This window comes from Knoellia sp. p5-6-4 (assembly GCF_029222705.1).
Classification (GTDB): Bacteria; Actinomycetota; Actinomycetes; order Actinomycetales; family Dermatophilaceae; genus Pedococcus_A.
This window is the reverse complement of sequence record NZ_JARGZF010000001.1, coordinates 2,238,116-2,254,997: the sequence shown is the minus strand read 5'-3', so window position 1 is coordinate 2,254,997 and position 16,882 is coordinate 2,238,116. Positions and strand designations below refer to the sequence as shown.

The window sequence follows — 16,882 nt, the reverse complement described above, 5'->3', positions numbered from 1 at the left end:
CCCGGGCCCCCCGGGCACCCATTCATCCTTCCCGGGTGATGCCGCTTCCTGGCCGCGCAGGTGTGCTGGACCAGTACGCAACGACGGGCGGGATGTGACGACGGCGATGACGGAACGGTCCTACGAGGTGCGGGTGGCCGGGCTGGTGCCCACCCAGGACCTGCTCGACGAGCTCGGCGACGTGGAGGTCGCCGAGCACGAGTTCCGCACGGTCCTCACCGGCCACTTCACCGACCAGGCTGCCCTGCACGCCTTCCTGCACCGGCTGCGCGCCTTCGGCCTCGAGGTGGTCGAGGTGCGTCGCCTCCCCGGCACCGAGTCGCCGGCCGGCGGGACGGCTGCGGAGGGGACGGCGGACGCACCATGACTCTGGGCAGCGACCTCACGCGCGAGCTGACGACCGGCACCTACGAGATTACCGTCGCAGGGTCGCTCGGCCCGGTGCTGCGCGCTGCCCTGCAACCGCTCGTCACCACCGCCTCGGGGCCGTGCACCACCCTTCGCGCCGCCCTGCGGCGTAGGGACGACATCGCCGACCTCGTGGCTCTGCTCGACGCCAAGGGCCTCGAGGTCACCCACATCTCGCTCGACGGCCCCTCCGCCGGCCGGGTGGCCGCGCACCGGACCTCGCCGCCGATCACCGCTCACCAAGACCGGGTGACGCGCGCCCGAGGGGCGAGGCGTGCACTGAAGAGGTGGCAGGCCACCGGTCGATGAGCGCAGCGCGCCAGCGGTTGCTTCGGGTGCTCGACCTCTTTCCGCCGCTGCGCCGACTGCTGTCGGAGCTGTCGCGGATCGAGCTGATGGACCGCTCGCTCGCGCTGGGGGCGCAGGCCCTGCTCGCCCTCATCCCCATGCTCATGGTGCTGGGCGCCTTCATGCCCGAGGCGTGGGTGCAGGGCGTGATGCAGCAGATGCGTGACGTCATCGGATTGCGTGAGGACGTCATGGAGCCGCTGCGGCAGGCTGCGCTGACCGAGCAGGCGTACCAGGCCGAGACGGGGATCGCAGGTCTCCTGGTCTCGCTCCTCTCGGCGTCCAGCTTCTCCCGGGCGCTGCAGCGGATGTACGCCCGCGCCTGGGAGCTGCCGAGCGACCGCGGGGTGCGGGCGCTCCGGAGCAGCCTGCTGTGGATCCTCGGGTGGCTGGTCGTGCTGCAGGTGACTGCGCTGCTGCTGCGGTCGATGACGGGCGTAGCCAGCACGGGGCTCCTGCGGAGCGTGGTGCAGCTGGCGGCCAACACCCTGCTGTGGTGGTGGACCTCACGGCTCCTTCTCGGCGCACGGGTGCCGTGGCGCAACCTGCTGCCGGGTGCGGTGCTCACCGCGGTGTTGATGTTGGCCCTCACCCGCCTGTCGGGGGTCTTCATGCCGGCCTTCACGCGCAGCAACCTCGACCAGTTCGGCCCACTCGGCGTCGTGTTCGCGGTCGGGTCCTGGCTGGTCGTCTTCGGTGGTGTCCTCGTGGTCGCGACGGTGGTAGGGCGTCTGCTCAGCCTGTGGTTGCTGCCGTCAGCGGGCGAGGCCGGCCGGGCCGTCGTCGGCGGACGGGGCGGGCATGCGGTCCCCGCCGTCGACGACACCCTCGGCCCCCGGCTGCCGCGTCGGGATCCCGCCCGTGAGGAAGAGGGCCGACAGGGCGATCAGGGACAGGGCGAACAGCGCGGCCCGAAGGCCGGCTAGTCGAGCCGCCGAGTTGTCCTCCATGACGGCCTGCGACGTCTGCGGGTCGACACCGGCGTCCTCGAGCCCGCTCTCGAGCTGGGCGTCGGAGACGAACGGCACACCGGCCGACAGCTCGACCTGAGCCTGCGACGACAGGTCTTCGGGGATCGCGGGGTTGCCCTGGATGTCGTTGAAGAACGAGGTCGTCAGCGCCGAGATGAGCACGGCACCGGCCAGCGCCGTGCCGATGGAGGCGCCGAGGTTGGTCACGGTGTTCTGCAGGCCGCCGATCTCGGCGCTCTGCTCGTCGGGCACCGAGGAGACGGTGACGCTGCCGAGCTGGGACGCGAGCGCCCCGATCCCCAGTCCAGCGAGCAGCAGCGGCGCGGTGACGACCTCGGGACCCGCCCCGAGCTCCAGGGCCCCCACCAACGTGGCGATCCCGGCAAAGAGCAGGAGGAAACCGATGCGGACCACTCGGCGGGGCGAGGCGTTGGGGAAGAACCTCGGGATGCCCACTGCGGCAGCCAGCAGCGTGACCGAGAGGGGGAGGATCCGCACCCCCGTGGCGACGGCGGACAGGCCCAGGGCCACCGAGAGGAACAGCGGCACGCAGAAGAACAGCCCAGCCTGGAGCAGGTACTGGAGGAAGAAGGAGGTGAGCCCTCCTCGCAGGAGACGGTTGCGGAGCATGCCCGGGTCGATGAGCGCGGCCTTCCCGGCGGCCAGCCGCCGGCGCTCCCAGGCCAGGAAGAACCACAGCACCAGCCCGCCGCCCAGAACGAGCCAGACCACCGGGGAGGTGCCCAGCCAGACGGGCGCGCCGGGCTTGGGGTTGACCAGGCCCCAGGACCCGGAGCGAAGGATGCCGTACACAACGAGGCCCAGACCGGTCGCCGACAGCGCCGTGCCCACGAGGTCGAGCTGCACCTCCGGGGAAGGCGGCACGTCCGCCATGCGGCGGGTGAGCACCAGGATGACGAGCACGATGAGCACCTCGCCGGCGAAGACCCACCGCCATGAGGCGTACGTCGTCATGAGCCCACCGATGAGGGGTCCGGCTGCCACTGCGACGGCACCGGACGCCGCGACCAGGCCGTAGGCCCGCGGGCGCTCGGAACGCCCGAAGTTGCTCGCCACGAGCGCGACGATCGCAGGCATGATGAGCGCTGCACCCATGCCCTCCAGCAGCGACCACCCGATGATCAGCACGGTCAGGCTGGGCGCGAGGGAGGTCGTGAGTGACCCGGCGCCGTAGACGACACAGCCGATCGCGAACGCCTTCTTGCGGCCGAGGATCTCGCCGATCTTGCCGCCCGTGATCATCAGGGAGGCCATGACCAGCGTGTAGAGGGTGATGGCGGTCTGGATGCCGGTCACCGTCGTGCCGACATCTTCGGCCACGGTGGAGATGGACACGTTCATGACCGAGCTGTCGAGGGTCATGAGGAACTGGGCCGACGACAGGGTGAGCAGCACCGTCCCGGCGGCGGCGGCCGCCACGGAGGGAGCCGGTGAAGGCGCGCTCGCGGAGCTCACCCCACCACAGTGGGTGCCTGTCCGGCGCCGGGGATCACCCCCGCGGGATGAGCGCGGAAGCGGGCAGCCCGACCACCGCGCGCAGCCCCTCCACCGTGTCGACCACGGCATCGGGCCCGGCGGCCTCCAGCGCCGCCGCGTCGACCGCTCCCCACGAGACCCCGATGGCCGCCATGCCCGCCGCCCGGGCCGCGGCCACGTCCACGGCGGCGTCGCCGACGTAGACGCACTCCGCCGGCTCGGCACCGAGCGCACGCATCCCGTGCAGGAGCGGGTCCGGCAGCGGCTTGTGCCGCTCGGTGTCCTCGAGGGTCGCCAGCAGGGGCACCAGTCCCTCGATGCCCACGCCGCGCATCGCCAGCAGGGCGGTCTCGCGGCGCTTCGACGTCACCACGCCGGTGCGAGCACCGGCGTGGTCGAGGTCGGTGAGCAGCGCGCTCACTCCGGGGTAGGCCCGCAGGAGCCGCTCGGTGTTGGCGATGTTCCACTCGCGGTACACCCGGTCGAGCTCCTCGGCGTGCTCCGGCGCAACGGCGGCGAAGCTCTCGACCAGCGGTCGCCCGATCCACGAGCGAATCTCCGCCTCGTCGCGCTCGGTGCCCATCACGGTGCGGAACGCGTGGTTGTAGGACGCGACGATGAGGCCGATGGTGTCGGCGAGGGTGCCGTCGAGGTCGAAGAGGACGACCGGCCAGCGCAGGGAGCTCACGCCGTGAACCCTAGATCGAGGCACCCGGCCACCGCTCATCGACTAGCCTCGATGCAATGGCCACCACCTCCGTCGACCACCCCCTCGACCGCCCGTTGCAGCGGGCGGAGGCCGAGGCGACGGCAGCCCTGCTCAAGGCCGTGGCCGACCCGGTGCGCCTGCAGCTGCTGAGCATCATCCGCAGCGCCGAGGGCAGCGAGGCGTGCGTCTGTGACCTGACCGCCGCAGTGGGGCTCTCGCAGCCCACGGTCAGCCACCACCTGAGAGTCCTCACCGACGCGGGGCTGCTCCACCGCGAGCGCCGGGGCACCTGGGCCTGGTTCCGCCTGGTGCCCGAGCGCCTCGACGACGTGGCCGCGATCTTCCGCTGACCCGCCCCCGCCCGCCTCCCGACGGGCGGTGTGCCGCGTGGCCGGCCACATGGCACACCCCCCGGTGGCGGCGCACGCGGGCGGTCTAACTTGGTGCCATGCCCACCCCCACCCTGGCCGACACCGTGCACCCGAGCTGGGCAACCGCGCTGGAGCCGGTGGCCCAGACCATCGCCGGGCTCGGCGCGTTCCTGCGAGAGGAGCTCGCCGCGGGACGCAGCTACCTCCCGGCGGGAGGACATGTGCTGCGCGCCTTCGAGAAGCCGCTCGAGGACGTGCGGGTGCTCATCGTGGGCCAGGACCCCTACCCCACCCCGGGCCACGCGGTCGGGCTGTCGTTCTCGGTCGCGCCGGACGTGCGCCCCCTCCCCCGCAGCCTGCAGAACATCTACACCGAGCTGTCCACCGACCTCGACGTCCCCCAGCCGACGACCGGTGACCTCTCGCCCTGGGCGGACCGCGGCGTGCTGTTGCTCAACCGGGTCCTGACCGTGCGCCCCGGCGCGCCCGCCAGCCACCGCGGCAGGGGCTGGGAGTCGGTGACCGCGCGGGCGATCTCCGCCCTGGTGGAGCGGGGCGGCCCCCTGGTCGCCATCCTGTGGGGACGCGATGCCCGCAACCTGGTGCCCCACCTCGGTGGGATCCCGTGCATCGAGAGCCCCCACCCGTCGCCGCTGTCGGCGCGCTCGGGCTTCTTCGGCTCCCGGCCCTTCAGCCGGGCCAACGAGCTGCTCCGCCTCCAGGGGGCCGACCCGATCGACTGGAGCCTGCCGTGACCGACCGGACCGACGCGCGCCGCGACGAGCCTGCCGGCACCGGCACCGAGCTGCCCGAGGCCACCCACCTGCCCGAGGCCGGGCGGACGTGGCGGCGCTACATCGCGATCGGCGACTCGTTCACCGAGGGGATGTCCGACCCGAACCCTGCGGAGGCGGGTCGCTACATCGGCTGGGCCGACCGGCTGGCGGAGCACCTGGCCCTGCTGGCCCGGGAGGCCGGGCACGACTTCGCCTATGCCAACCTCGCCGTCCGGGGACGGCTGCTCGCGGACGTGACCGGGCCCCAGCTCGACGCCGCCCTCGCGCTCGGCCCGGACCTGGTCTCGATGGTCGGCGGCGGCAACGACATCCTGCGCCCGAGGGCCGACCTCGACGCCATCGCAGCACGGCTCGAGGACGCCGTCGTGCGCATCCAGGAGGCCGGTGCCGACGTGCTGCTGGCGACGCCGGTCGACCCTGCCGACGCGCCCCTGATCCGGCACCTGCGCGGACGGCACGCCATCCACACGGCCAATATCTTCAGCATCGCCCAGCGGCGCGGGTGCTACGTCATCAACCAGTGGGGGATGCACGCGCTGCGCGACTGGCGGATGTGGGCCGAGGACCGGATCCACATGACCAGCGAGGGCCACCGCCGGGTCGCCCTGAGCGCGCTGTCGGCGCTGGGGCACCGCACCGACCGGGCCGACTGGACGACGCCGCTGCCCGACGCGCCGGTGCTGAGCCGCCGTGAGTGGGCCGCCGCGAACGCCGCCTGGGCCCGACAGCACCTCGCACCCTGGGTGCAGCGCCGGCTGAGGGGCGAGTCGTCGGGCGACGCTGTGGTGGCCAAGCGCCCTCGGCTGGAGCCGGTCCAGCCCCGCTGACCCTTCCGCGACGACCCGCGGTTTGACGCATCTGCGGCGTCTATGATCGATCCATGACGCATCTGCGGATCTCCGACGCCGCCGCCCTGCTGGGCGTCTCAGACGACACCGTGCGCCGCATGGTCGACTCCGGCCGCCTCGCCGCGCAGCGCGACACCTCGGGCCGCTTGGTCGTCGAGGGGGCCGAGCTCGCCGCGGTGGCGCAGGAGATCGCCACCCCGGCGCCGGTGGGGAGCGTCGCCGACGAGTCGGCCCGCAACCGGATGCGCGGCATCGTCACGCGCGTCGTCAAGGACCGGGTGATGGCGCAGGTGGAGCTGCAGGCCGGGCCGTTCCGGATCGTGTCGCTCATGTCGGCCGAGGCCGTCGACGAGCTCGGGCTCGAGGTGGGCAAGGTCGCGGTGGCGAGCATCAAGTCGACCCACGTCATCGTCGGGGTCCCCGCGTGAGCGCGTTGCCGTCGACGCCGGCGGGGGCCGGCCCCACCGGCCTGCGGGGCCGCAGCCCCTGGTGGCGTGAGGCGTCGGGCGCGGTGGCCGACCTCGGCGTGCTCGTGCCCATCGCGGTGACCCTGGTCGTGGCGAACCACCTCTCCGCCACCGCGGTGCTCCTGCCCGCCGCCGTCGGCTACCTCGTCGTCGCCACCGTCTACCGCCTGCCCGTGGCCGTCCAGCCGCTCAAGGCCTTCGGCGCCGCCGCGATCGCCGCAGGGGCGGGGGCCGACGTGATCGCGGCCGGCGCGCTCGTCATGGGCGCGGTCTTCCTGGTGCTCGGGCTCAGCGGCCTGCTCGACCGGGTGGCGCGGGTGTTCCCCACCCCGGTGATCCGCGGGGTTCAGCTCGCGGTCGGACTCACCTTCCTGAGGATCGCCTGGGAGCTGGTGGTGCACCCACCCGCCTCCTTCGCCGACCAGCTGCCGACGGGGTGGACCGCCGTCCTGGCCGTCGCCCTCGGCGCCGGGTTGCTGCTGTGGCGACAGCGCCTCATCCTCCCCTCCGTCGTGCTCGCGCTCGTGGTGGCCACGGTCGTCGCGACCCGGCACACGACCCTCGAGCTCGGGCCATCCCCGATCACGGTGCCCGACATCAGCTGGGCCGACCTGGCGACGGCCACGACGCTGCTCGTGCTGCCCCAGCTGCCCCTGACCTTCGCGAACTCCTGCCTGGCACCGGCCGACGCCGCACGCCGCTACTTCGGCGACGCGGCTGCGAAGGTCACACCCGGGAGGTTGGCGCGCACCCTCGGGGCCACCAACCTGCTCGCGGGAGCGGTCTCCGGGATGCCGGTGTGCCACGGCGCCGGGGGCATGAGCGCCCACGTGTCGTTCGGTGCCCGCACCTGGCGGGCTCCTGCCCTGCTCGGCGGGGTCCTGCTGGTCGTAGCGCTCGGCCTGGGCGCCGGGGCCGCGGCCGTCCTGACGGCGTTCCCCCTCGGCGTGCTGTCCGCCCTGCTCGTCGTCGCCGCCGTCGCGCACATCGCGCTGCTGCGCGACCTGCGGGGTCAGTTCAACTGGGCCCTCGCCCTGGGCACGGGCCTCATCGGCTTCACGACCAACCTGGCATGGGCGGTCGGCACGGCCCTCTTCCTCTACGGGGCCGACTCCTACTACCGGCGGCGCTTCGGCCGCGGCGTCTAGGCGCCGGCTGCGCCGCCCGGTCCACGCCGACGTCAGGAACTAGGACGTCCTACTACTACCCTTGACGCCATGCCAGCCACACGGATCATGCCCACCGAGGACGGCCAGGACCTCATCGACCTGACCCGTGAGATCTGTGACAAGGAGCTCCGGCCGCGGGTCGACGAGGCCGAGCGCGCGGCCGCCACCACGCCCGCCCTGCCGACGGAGGTGTTCCGCACCCTCGGCCGGGCCGGCCTCCTCTCGCTCCCCTACCCCGAGGAGCTCGGCGGCGGTGACCAGCCCTACGAGGTCTACCTCCAGGTCGTGGAGGAGATCGCCTCCGCCTGGATGAGCGTGGCCGTCGGCGTCTCGGTGCACGGCCTCACCTGCTACCCGGTCGCCACCTTCGGCACCGACGAGCAGAAGGCGGCCCTGCTGCCGGGCATGCTCTCCGGCGAGCAGCTCGGCGCCTACTGCCTCTCCGAGCGGTCGGCCGGCTCCGACGTCGCAGCGATGACCACCCGGGCGACGCCGGACGACGAGGCCAGCCCCACGGCATACCGGATCAAGGGCACCAAGTCGTGGATCTCGCACGCCGGCCACGCGGACTTCTACACCTCGTTCGTGCGGACGTCGGACGACGGCGGGCGCGGGCTGTCCTGCTTCGTGGTCCCCGGCGACGCGCAGGGCCTGGCCTTCGGCACGCCGGAACGGAAGATGGGCCTGCACTGCGACACCGTGAGCGAGGTGCACTTCGACGGCGTCACCGTCGGCGCCGACCGGCTCGTCGGGCAGCGCGGGCAGGGCATGGCCATCGCCCTCTCCGCACTGGACTCCGGGCGGCTCGGAATCGCCGCTGCTGCAACGGGTCTCGCACAGTCAGCGCTCGATGCAGCAGCCACCTACGCCAACGAACGCGAGCAGTTCGGCAAGCCCATCGGCCAGCACCAGGGGCTGGCGTTCCTGCTGGCCGACATGGAGGCCGCCGTCACCTCAGCTCGGGCGACCTACCTGCACGCAGCGCGGCTGCGCGACGCCGGACGCACCTTCTCCAAGGAGGCGGCCGTCGCCAAGCTCATCTGCACCGACGCCGCCATGAAGGTGACCACCGACGCGGTCCAGGTGCTCGGCGGCTACGGCTACACCCAGGACTTCCCCCTCGAGCGCTTCATGCGCGAGGCGAAGGTCACCCAGATCTTCGAGGGCACCAACCAGATCCAGCGGCTCGTCATCAGCCGCCAGCTCCTGAAAGGCTGAATCTTCTTGCAGATCAACGAAAACACCGTCGCACTCGTCACCGGTGGAGCGTCAGGCCTCGGCGGGGCGACGACCCGCCGCCTGCACGCCTTCGGAGCAGCGGTCGTCATCCTCGACCTCCCGTCCTCACCCGGCAAGGACCTCGCCGAGGAGCTGGGTGACCGGGTGCGCTTCGTGCCGGCCGACGTGCGCGACGAGGCGCAGGTGCAGGCGGCCGTCGACGCCGCGCGCGAGCTGGGCACCCTGCGGATCGCGGTCAACTGCGCCGGCGTCGGCACCCCCGGCCGGGTCGTCGGCAAGCGGGGACCCCTGCCGCTGGAGGACTTCAAGACGGTCATCGACATCAACCTCGTGGGCACGTTCAACGTCGCTCGCCTCGCCGCCGCCGCGATGCTCGACAACGAGCCCGTCGACGGAGACCGCGGTGTCATCGTCATGACCGCGTCGATCGCCGCCTACGACGGCCAGATCGGCCAGGCCGCGTATGCCGCGAGCAAGGGTGGCGTCGTCGGCCTCACCCTGAGCGCCGCTCGCGACTTGGCGGACAAGGCGATTCGCGTGATGACCGTGGCGCCGGGCACGTTCGAGACGCCGATGCTCTCGGGCCTGCCGGGTGACGTGAAGGCCGTGCTCGAGGCGCAGGTGCCGCATCCGTCGCGCCTGGGCTCGCCCGACGAGTACGCCAGCCTCGTGGCCCACATCGTCGACAACCCCATGCTCAACGGTGAGGTCATCCGCCTCGACGGCGCCCTGCGGATGCCGCCGCGCTGACGGCCCATCCCCTCCACCGCGCCCTGTCCCGCCTCAGCGGGGCAGGGCGCGCTCTTCTGCCACCGAGTTGCCGCCGTCGACGACGATCACCTGGCCGTTGACGTAGGCGGCGCCCGGGGTGGCCAGCCACGCGATGGCGGAGGCGACCTCGTCGGCCGTGCCCGAGCGACCGCTGGGTGTCACCAGCCCCTCGGCCATCTCGTGCTCGGTCTGCGAGCCTGTCGAGATCCAGCCCGGCGCAACGGCGTTCACCGTGATGCCGTGCCGCGCCTCGTCCACGGCGAGAGCTCTGGTGAGACCGACCAGCGCCGCCTTGGCCGCGGCATACGCCACCTCACCCCGCATGGCCATCACCGCGCCGGTGACGCTGGCGACCGTGATGACGCGGCCCCGGCCGCTCTCGCGCAGGAGGGGCAGGGCCGCGCGGGTGACGAGGTAGGCGGTGTCGAGGTTGCGCCGCAGCGACTCCGCCCAGCGCTGCGGGGTCGTGACGAGCAGGTCGCCCTCGAGATAGTCGGGGTCCGTGGTCGAGACCATGCCCGCGTTGTTGACCACGACGTCGACGCGTCCGTGGGCCTCGTGGGCCTGTCGCACCGACCGCTCGGCGGTCGCGGGGTCGGTCAGGTCACCGACGAAGCCGTGCGCCGCGATGCCCTCGGCCACCAGCTCGGCCACCCGCTCGTGCGCCCGGTCGGTCGTGGCGCCGAGCACCACGGTGGCGCCGAGGAGGCCGAGGTGGCGTGCGGCGGCATACCCGATGCCGGTGGGGCTGCCCGCCCCGGTGACGACCGCGACGCGGCCGGTGAGGTCGAACGACGCGGGCAGCAACACCCTCGTCAGACGCAGTTCGCGAAGGCGTCCTCGAGGATGTCGAGGCCCTCGGAGAGCAGTTCGTCGGAGGCCGCGAGAGGGGGCAGGAAACGGAAGACGTTGCCGAAGGTGCCGCAGGTCAGGGTCACCAGGCCTTCGCCGTGGCAGTACCTGTTGATCCGCCCGGTGAGGTCGGCATCCGGCGTCTTCTTCTCCCGGTCGCTGACCAGCTCGACGGCGAGCATCGCTCCACGGCCACGGATGTCGCCGATGACGCCGTACTTCTCGGCGAGGGCCTGCAGTCGCGGCACGAAGAGCGCCTCGACCGCCTTGGCCCGGCCGCACAGGTCGTCGGCCTTCATCGTCTCGATCGCCGCGAGCGCCGAGGCGCAGGCCACGGGGTTGCCGCCGTAGGTGCCGCCCAGGCCACCGGTGTGGATGGCGTCCATGACGTCCGCGCGCCCCGTGAGCGCCGCGAGCGGCATACCGCCGGCAATGCCCTTGGCGGTGGTGATGAGGTCGGGCACGACGTCCTCGTGCTCGGAGGCGAACCAGTCGCCGGTGCGGCAGAAGCCGGTCTGCACCTCGTCGGCGATGAAGAGGATGCCGTGCTCGCGGCACCAGTCGGCGACCTTCTTCACGAAGCCGGGAGCCGGGACGATGAAGCCGCCCTCTCCCTGGATCGGCTCGAGGATCACGGCCGCGGTGTTGTCCTCGCCGACCTGGGCGTGCACGTCGGAGACGAACGTCTCGAACGCCTCGTCGGCGCAGCGCTCCGCGCCGGTGGGCCAGCGGTAGGGGTAGGCCATCTGCACGCGGTAGACCTCGCTGGCGAACGGCCCGAAGCGGTGCTTGTAGGGCATGTTCTTCGCGGTCAGCGCCATGGTGAGGTTGGTGCGCCCGTGGTAGGCGTGGTCGAACGCGACCACGGCCTGGCGGCCGGTGAAGTGACGGGCCACCTTGACGGCGTTCTCGACGGCCTCGGACCCGGAGTTGAACAGCGCCGAGCGTTTGGCGTGGTCGCCGGGGGTCAGCTCGGCGAGCGCCTCTGCCACGAGGACGTACTCCTCGTAGGGCGTGACCATGAAGCAGGTGTGCGTGAAGTCCTGGATCTGGCGCTGCACCGCCTCGACGACCCGCGGGTTGCCGTTGCCCACCGTGGTGACGGCGATGCCCGACCCGAAGTCGATGAGCTGGTTGCCGTCCGCGTCGACGAGGATGCCGCCGGCGGCCTTCTCGATGTACACCGGGAGCCCGGTGCCGACACCCGCGGAGACCGCGGCGAGCTTGCGCTCGTGCAGGGCCTGCGACCTGGGGCCGGGGATGGCGGTGGTGAGGACACGCTTCTGCTCGATCACCGCTCGATCATAGGCGGCAGCGAGACGCGTCGACAGGGCGGCAGGAACGTCACTGCCACCCTGTCGAGCGTTGCCGGCGAGGCGTGTCCGTGATGTCCGGGAATCGCCTGCCCGCTGGGAAGCGCCGGCGCGGGGTCAGGCGTGATCGGACGGGTCAGGCGGTGCTGGCCAGCCGGTCGCGCAGCACGTCCTCGAGGACGCTCGGGCGGTTCGTGATGACGCCGTCCACGCCGCGGTCGACGACGGCCCCCATGTCGGCCTCCCCGTCGACGGTCCAGGTGAGCACGTCCATGCCCAGCTGGTGCACCCGTGCGACGTAGGCGGCGTCGAAGCTGCGGAAGTTGGGGTTGATCTGGTCTGCCCAGAGCGCGAGCTCGGGCAGCTGTGACGGGCTCGGGGTACCGAGCAGGCCCACGGGGACCTCCGGCTGCTCCTGCTTGTAGCGCCGCATCGACTCCCAGTCGAAGCTCTGCACCACGAGCCGGTCGGCCGCCGTGGCCGAAGCGACGTAGCCGGGGAACCGGTCGAACTCGTCCGCCACCTCGGCCTCGATGCCAGGGTAGAGGTGCGGCGCCTTGATCTCCATGAGGATGCCGGAGCGGCTCGGGCGCACCACCTCGACCATCTCGGCCAGGGTCGGCACCGGCTCACCGGCGAACTCCGGCGACTTCCACGAGCCGGCGTCGAGCCGCCTGATCTCGGTCAGGGTGAAGTCGCTGACCCGCCACGGTGAGCGGTCGGGGAAGACTTGCTCGACGTCGGTCGTGCGGGTCAACGTGGTGTCGTGCATCAGCACGAGGGCGCCGTCCTTGGAGCGCTGGACGTCGCTCTCGATGAGGTCGCTGCCCTGCTCGATGCCGAGACGGAAGGCGGCCAGCGTGTTCTCCGGGGCCTCGGCGCTGGAGCCGCGGTGGGCGACGTTGACGACACGGACCATGTCGGGCTCCTCCGACACCGAAGCCGCCGACGCGGGAGCGGCGGACACGGTGAGGGTGACGACGGCGGCGGTGGTTGCAAGGACGTGCAGGCGCGGATGGCGCACGGTCGGTCTCCTGAAGGTGAGGGCGATTCGGTTGGTCCTGCACCTCGCACGCTGCCGTGCGCACCTTGCGCCGAGGTGACCACGGGGTGACGCGGCGGCAGGGGGTCGGCGACCAGTCGGGTCGAGGGCTTTGGGGTCCGGTCGATGCGCCCGGAACCAGGAGGGATCGGGTGCCGGCACGGCATCCGCGGTCTAGGTTGGGGCGCATGGCGCCCTCCAAGGCTTCGTCGCCTGCCATCGAGATCGAGGTCGGCGACCGCGACGTGCGCATCTCGAACCCCGACCGCGTCTACTTCCCTGCCCGTGGTGAGACCAAGCTCGACCTCGTCAACTACTACCTGTCGGTCGGCGACGGCATCGTCAACGCGCTGCGCGAGCGGCCGTGCATGCTCCACCGGTTCCCGGAGGGGATCGCCGGCGAGAAGGTGCACCAGAAGCGCGTGCCGCACGGCGCCCCACCCTGGCTCGAGACGGTGCGAGTGCACTTTCCGCGGTACAACCGCACCGCCGACGAGCTCTGCGTCACCGAGCTGGCGCACGTGATCTGGGCCGTGCAGATGTCGACGGTGGAGTTCCACCCGTGGAACAGCCGGCGCGCGGACACCGAGAAGCCGGACGAGTGGCGCATCGACCTCGACCCGATGCCGGAGGCGCCCTTCGACCGCGTACGCCGGGTCGCCCACGTCGCCCACGAGGTGCTCGACGAGCTCGGTGCCACCGGCTGGCCGAAGACGTCGGGCGGCAACGGCCTGCACGTCTACGTGCGGATCAGGCCCGAGTGGGGGTTCAAGGACGTGCGGCGCGCGGCGCTGGCGTTTGCCCGCGAGGTCGAGCGTCGCGCCCCCGACGACGTCACCACCACCTGGTGGCGCAAGGACCGCGACCCGTCGCTGGTGTTCGTCGACTACAACCAGAACGCCCGCGACCACACGATCGCCAGCGCCTACTCCGTGCGCGGCAACCCCGAGGGCACGGTCTCGACGCCCATCCGCTGGGACGAGGTCGACGACGCCAACCCGCGCGACCTCACCATCGCGACGGTGCCCGAGCGGTATGCCGCCCTCGGCGACCTCCACGCCGGGATCGACGAGGCCGTCTTCGACATCAGGCCGCTGCTGGAGTGGGCCGACCGCGACGAGCGGGAGGGCGTCGAGGACCCCGGCGGCCCGAACGAGACGGGCAACGACTCGGCGAAGCGCTGAGGGCTCCCCTCGCTCGCCGCGGGGTATGGCGCCGGGCTGCGCCGGGCCAGCCGTCAGCGGCAACCGCTGGACATGCCTGTGGCCCCGCCGTCTCCGGCGAGGTGTGGGGCGGGGTCACGCTGGCTCCTGCGCGGCGCGTCTCGCGAGGAGCGCGTCGTAGGAGCCGCGGGTGAGGTCCCACTCGACCCGTTCCCCGTCGGTGTCGTTGACGACCCGACCGGCGTGGCGGCGGGTGTGCACGATCGTGTGGTGCCGCTCGCACAGCAGTGCAGCGTTCGAGAGGTCCGAGGGGCCGAGGTCTGCCCAGTGGACAAGGTGGTGGGCGTCGGTCCACTGCGGCGGCGCGTCGCAACCCGGGTAGGTGCAGCCCCCGTCGCGCAGCCAGAGCCGTTTGGTCTGGGCATCGGTGAAGTACCGCTTCTCCAGGCCCCAGTCCACGACCTCACCCTTGCCGCCGAGCACGATCGGGACGACCGACCCGTCACAGCACAGCCGCCGGACCGTCTCGGGGGCGAGGTGGGTGCCGGCGTCGAGCCCGCCCAGGGTGGTCGCCGCCCCGAGCCCGTCGCGCAGGGACTCCCAGTCCATGGTCAGCAGCAGGGTCGTCTTGTTGGTCCTGCCGACCTCGTCCCCGGCCGCGACCGCCCGCCTCACCAACGTCACCAGGGCGTCGCCGCGGCGCCGGTCCGAGGAGCGCAGGTCGCGTTCCCCGTCGACCGGCTTCGGCGCCGACAACGGCCCCAACGCCGCCTCCAGGACTGCCTTGCCCTCGACGTCGAGGGTCAGCCGGTACTCGAAGGTGTCGGCGCCGGCGTCCCGCGGCTGGGACAGCGAGACGAACGCCTTGCCCAGGTTCTGCTGGTCCTGCAGGACATCGTTCAGCCCGTAGCGGGCCAGCATCGCCGGGCGCAGCTGCCGGCAGGCCCGTGGGCCCTGTTCGGCGGCCAGGCCGACGAGCCCCTCCAGCACGTGCGGCTCGGCGCCTTCGGCGAGCAGCGGCCGCAGCTTCTCGAACTCGGACACCACCGCCGCCGCGGACGTCACCGGCAGCCGGCCCGCGTCGAGGGCCTCCTTCACGGGGGCGTTGACCTGCTTGTGGAACGCCTGCGCGACGCTGACGATGGTCCCCGCGCCACCGGCCCTCGTCGACGGCGCGTGGTGGCGCACCCACTGGGTCATCGACATCGCCGCCGGACCCCCGGAGGTCTCACCCCGGTCCATGGCCTCACCGACCACCGCCACCATCGCGGTGCCGCAGGCCACACTGAGCGCATCGACCTCCGACAGCAGACCGGCCAGGCCGTCGGGACCGCCGCCCGAGGGCACCTGCCACAGCACGTCACCCAGCGCGGACAGCGAGGAGTGAGCCGCCGCGATCCGCTCGCGGTGCTCAGAGATGCTCAGCGGCTGAGCCGGGCTCCCCTCCATGACGACAACAGTAGAGGGGACCGCCGACAGCCCAACCGAGCGCGACGTCATCGGAAGCCATTGCCGCGCAACGGAATTCGACGGAATACGACCTCGATGAGCGCAACCGCAGACCGACGACCTGTGGACGGCGTGACGACGGCTACGGCGCTGTGGACAAGGCCTCCGCCCGACTCAGGTACACCTGCCGCTCCACCTCGTTCTGCGTCAACCCGGCCGCCCGCTCGAACTCGACTCTCGCCTCCACCGAACGCCCCAGCCGCGCAAGGAGGTCACCCCGCACCCCGGGCACCAGGTGGTACCCCTCGAGCGACTTCTCACTCGAAAGCCCCTCCAGCACAGCCAGACCCGCTTCCGGACCCGACGCCATGGAGACGGCAACAGCGCGGTTCAGCTCCACGACAGGCGACTTGGTCATCTGGGCCAGCAGCCCGTACAGCGCTGCAATGCGCGCCCATTCCGTCTCCTCAGCCGTGCGGGCACGCGCGTGACAGGCGGCGATCGCCGCTTGGATGCCATACGGGCCAAGGGAGTCCGTGAGCGACTCCGCCTTTCCCAGAGCCGCGAGCCCACGCCCTACAGCCGCCCAGTCCCACCGCCCACGGTCCTGGTCCATCAGCAGCACCGGTGCACCGTCACGGCCCAACCGGGCACGCGCCCGCGAGGCCTGGATCTCCATGAGTGCCAACAGGCCCCACACTTCGGACTCGCGCGGGAGGAGTCCGGTCAGCACCCGCCCGAGCCGCAGGGCGTCGTGGCACAGCTCCGGCCGCAGCCAGTCCGACCCAGCCGTCGCCGAATACCCCTCGTTGAAGATGAGGTAGACCACCTCCAGCACGGACCCCAGGCGCTCGGCGAACTCCGACGGCACCGGCGCCGAGAACCCCACATCGGCCGCCGCGAGCTTCTTCTTCGCGCGCACGATCCGCTGCGCGACAGTCGGTTCCGGCACGAGGAAGGCCCGCGCGATCTCCCCTGTCGTGAGCCCGCCGAGCAACCGGAGCGTCAGCGCGACCCTCGCCTCGGGAGCGAGCACGGGGTGGCACGTCGTGAAGACGAGCCGCAGGAGGTCGTCCTCGATGTCCTCCTCGACCGCCGCGAAGGCGGCGACCCCAGGGAGATCACCTGACGCGAGCGACAGCGCGAGCACCCTGCCGAGCTCGACCTCCTTGCGCGCCAGGGTCTCCTGTCGTCGGAACCAGTCGACCGCCCTGCGCCGGCCCACCGACAGCAGCCAGGCCCCCGGGTTGTCGGGCACACCCTCCGCAGGCCACTGCTCCATCGCCGCCACGAGCGCGTCCTGCGCGAAGTCCTCGGCGAGCCCGACGTCGCGGGTGACCCGGGCCAGACCGGCCACCACCCGCGCAGACTCGATGCGCCACACCGCCTCCACCCTGCGGCGGACCTCACAGGCCTTCTCGTCACGGGGCTCCAGGTCACGGGGCTCCTCCACGCCACCAACCAACCA

Annotated in this window: 17 protein-coding genes and 1 pseudogene; 11 read left to right on the top strand and 7 right to left on the bottom strand. The window is 72.2% G+C overall.

The window, feature by feature from the left end; translation table 11 throughout:
• Positions 1–106: 106 nt before the first annotated feature.
• From P2F65_RS10995 to P2F65_RS10985, 3 genes and pseudogenes are all read left to right on the top strand, one after another.
• The gene (locus tag P2F65_RS10995; RefSeq protein WP_275806880.1) at positions 107–367 is read left to right on the top strand and encodes a hypothetical protein; all 261 of its coding nucleotides are present in this window, start codon (positions 107–109) and stop codon (positions 365–367) included.
• Positions 364–717, top strand: coding sequence for a hypothetical protein (locus P2F65_RS10990; protein WP_275806877.1), 354 nt, complete (start codon positions 364–366; stop codon positions 715–717). Before P2F65_RS10995 ends, P2F65_RS10990 begins: the two co-directional genes overlap by 4 nt.
• Positions 714–1,469 (top strand): annotated as a pseudogene (locus P2F65_RS10985) (YhjD/YihY/BrkB family envelope integrity protein); the annotation flags it as partial. The gene P2F65_RS10990 and the pseudogene P2F65_RS10985, both read left to right, overlap by 4 nt.
• Before the next feature lie 42 nt (positions 1,470–1,511).
• Here the strand turns inward: P2F65_RS10985 and P2F65_RS10980 are convergent.
• On the bottom strand, positions 1,512–3,203 hold the full coding sequence (locus P2F65_RS10980) for an MFS transporter (RefSeq protein ID WP_275806874.1): 1,692 nt from the start codon (positions 3,201–3,203) through the stop codon (positions 1,512–1,514).
• 34 nt (positions 3,204–3,237) lie between these two features.
• Positions 3,238–3,912, bottom strand: coding sequence for an HAD-IA family hydrolase (locus P2F65_RS10975; protein WP_275806872.1), 675 nt, complete (start codon positions 3,910–3,912; stop codon positions 3,238–3,240).
• Positions 3,913–3,968: 56 nt separating this feature from the next.
• On the opposite strand from P2F65_RS10975, the gene P2F65_RS10970 reads away from it, so the two are divergent.
• The 7 genes from P2F65_RS10970 to P2F65_RS10940 all read left to right on the top strand — a co-directional run bounded on the left by P2F65_RS10970 (position 3,969) and on the right by P2F65_RS10940 (position 9,574).
• The gene (locus tag P2F65_RS10970; protein ID WP_275806869.1) at positions 3,969–4,283 is read left to right on the top strand and encodes a metalloregulator ArsR/SmtB family transcription factor; all 315 of its coding nucleotides are present in this window, start codon (positions 3,969–3,971) and stop codon (positions 4,281–4,283) included.
• A gap of 98 nt (positions 4,284–4,381) precedes the next feature.
• Entirely contained in the window at positions 4,382–5,059 is a 678-nt protein-coding gene (locus tag P2F65_RS10965) for a uracil-DNA glycosylase (RefSeq protein WP_275806866.1), read from the top strand.
• 68 nt (positions 5,060–5,127) lie between these two features.
• Positions 5,128–5,928 carry an SGNH/GDSL hydrolase family protein gene (locus tag P2F65_RS10960; protein ID WP_275807394.1) on the top strand — a complete coding sequence of 267 codons (801 nt, stop codon included), beginning with the start codon at positions 5,128–5,130 and terminating at the stop codon, positions 5,926–5,928.
• Positions 5,929–5,981: 53 nt separating this feature from the next.
• Positions 5,982–6,377 carry a TOBE domain-containing protein gene (locus P2F65_RS10955; RefSeq protein WP_275806863.1) on the top strand — a complete coding sequence of 132 codons (396 nt, stop codon included), beginning with the start codon at positions 5,982–5,984 and terminating at the stop codon, positions 6,375–6,377.
• Positions 6,374–7,564, top strand: a complete 1,191-nt coding sequence (locus P2F65_RS10950) for a molybdate transporter family protein (RefSeq protein ID WP_275806860.1) — start codon at positions 6,374–6,376, stop codon at positions 7,562–7,564. The genes P2F65_RS10955 and P2F65_RS10950 overlap by 4 nt, the downstream gene beginning before the upstream one ends.
• 69 nt (positions 7,565–7,633) lie before the next feature.
• Complete coding sequence (locus P2F65_RS10945) at positions 7,634–8,803, top strand: acyl-CoA dehydrogenase family protein (protein ID WP_275806856.1); 1,170 nt, start codon at positions 7,634–7,636, stop codon at positions 8,801–8,803.
• Positions 8,804–8,809: 6 nt separating this feature from the next.
• Positions 8,810–9,574: an SDR family NAD(P)-dependent oxidoreductase gene (locus P2F65_RS10940; protein ID WP_275806853.1), complete on the top strand. Its 765-nt coding sequence runs from the start codon at positions 8,810–8,812 to the stop codon at positions 9,572–9,574.
• Positions 9,575–9,607: 33 nt separating this feature from the next.
• Here P2F65_RS10940 and P2F65_RS10935 read toward each other — a convergent pair whose 3' ends face one another.
• The 3 genes from P2F65_RS10935 to P2F65_RS10925 form a co-directional block, all read right to left on the bottom strand.
• Positions 9,608–10,405 (bottom strand): SDR family NAD(P)-dependent oxidoreductase, encoded by a 798-nt coding sequence (locus P2F65_RS10935; protein WP_275806850.1) that lies wholly within the window; start codon positions 10,403–10,405, stop codon positions 9,608–9,610.
• Between the two features lie 5 nt (positions 10,406–10,410).
• Complete coding sequence (gene gabT / locus P2F65_RS10930; protein WP_275806847.1) at positions 10,411–11,742, bottom strand: 4-aminobutyrate--2-oxoglutarate transaminase; 1,332 nt, start codon at positions 11,740–11,742, stop codon at positions 10,411–10,413.
• Positions 11,743–11,896: 154 nt separating this feature from the next.
• Positions 11,897–12,784: a glycerophosphodiester phosphodiesterase family protein gene (locus P2F65_RS10925; RefSeq protein ID WP_275806844.1), complete on the bottom strand. Its 888-nt coding sequence runs from the start codon at positions 12,782–12,784 to the stop codon at positions 11,897–11,899.
• A 206-nt stretch (positions 12,785–12,990) separates the two neighbouring features.
• On the opposite strand from P2F65_RS10925, the gene ligD reads away from it, so the two are divergent.
• On the top strand, positions 12,991–13,986 hold the full coding sequence (gene ligD / locus P2F65_RS10920; protein ID WP_275806841.1) for a non-homologous end-joining DNA ligase: 996 nt from the start codon (positions 12,991–12,993) through the stop codon (positions 13,984–13,986).
• Positions 13,987–14,100: 114 nt separating this feature from the next.
• Here the strand turns inward: ligD and P2F65_RS10915 are convergent, their stop codons facing one another.
• Positions 14,101–15,414, bottom strand: a complete 1,314-nt coding sequence (locus P2F65_RS10915; protein ID WP_275806838.1) for an HNH endonuclease signature motif containing protein — start codon at positions 15,412–15,414, stop codon at positions 14,101–14,103.
• A gap of 142 nt (positions 15,415–15,556) precedes the next feature.
• Positions 15,557–16,867 carry an RNA polymerase sigma factor gene (locus P2F65_RS10910; protein ID WP_275806835.1) on the bottom strand — a complete coding sequence of 437 codons (1,311 nt, stop codon included), beginning with the start codon at positions 16,865–16,867 and terminating at the stop codon, positions 15,557–15,559.
• Between the last annotated feature and the right edge of the window lie 15 nt (positions 16,868–16,882).

Excerpts from the sequence above, each read along its gene's own strand:
- P2F65_RS10995 (WP_275806880.1), top strand. The coding sequence starts at position 107 with ATGACGGAACGGTCCTACGAGGTGCGGGTGGCCGGGCTGGTGCCCACC.
- P2F65_RS10990 (WP_275806877.1), top strand. The coding sequence starts at position 364 with ATGACTCTGGGCAGCGACCTCACGCGCGAGCTGACGACCGGCACCTAC.
- P2F65_RS10970 (WP_275806869.1), top strand. The coding sequence starts at position 3,969 with ATGGCCACCACCTCCGTCGACCACCCCCTCGACCGCCCGTTGCAGCGG.
- P2F65_RS10965 (WP_275806866.1), top strand. The coding sequence starts at position 4,382 with ATGCCCACCCCCACCCTGGCCGACACCGTGCACCCGAGCTGGGCAACC.
- P2F65_RS10955 (WP_275806863.1), top strand. The coding sequence starts at position 5,982 with ATGACGCATCTGCGGATCTCCGACGCCGCCGCCCTGCTGGGCGTCTCA.
- P2F65_RS10945 (WP_275806856.1), top strand. The coding sequence starts at position 7,634 with ATGCCAGCCACACGGATCATGCCCACCGAGGACGGCCAGGACCTCATC.
- ligD (WP_275806841.1), top strand. The coding sequence starts at position 12,991 with ATGGCGCCCTCCAAGGCTTCGTCGCCTGCCATCGAGATCGAGGTCGGC.
- P2F65_RS10915 (WP_275806838.1), bottom strand. The coding sequence starts at position 15,414 with ATGGAGGGGAGCCCGGCTCAGCCGCTGAGCATCTCTGAGCACCGCGAG.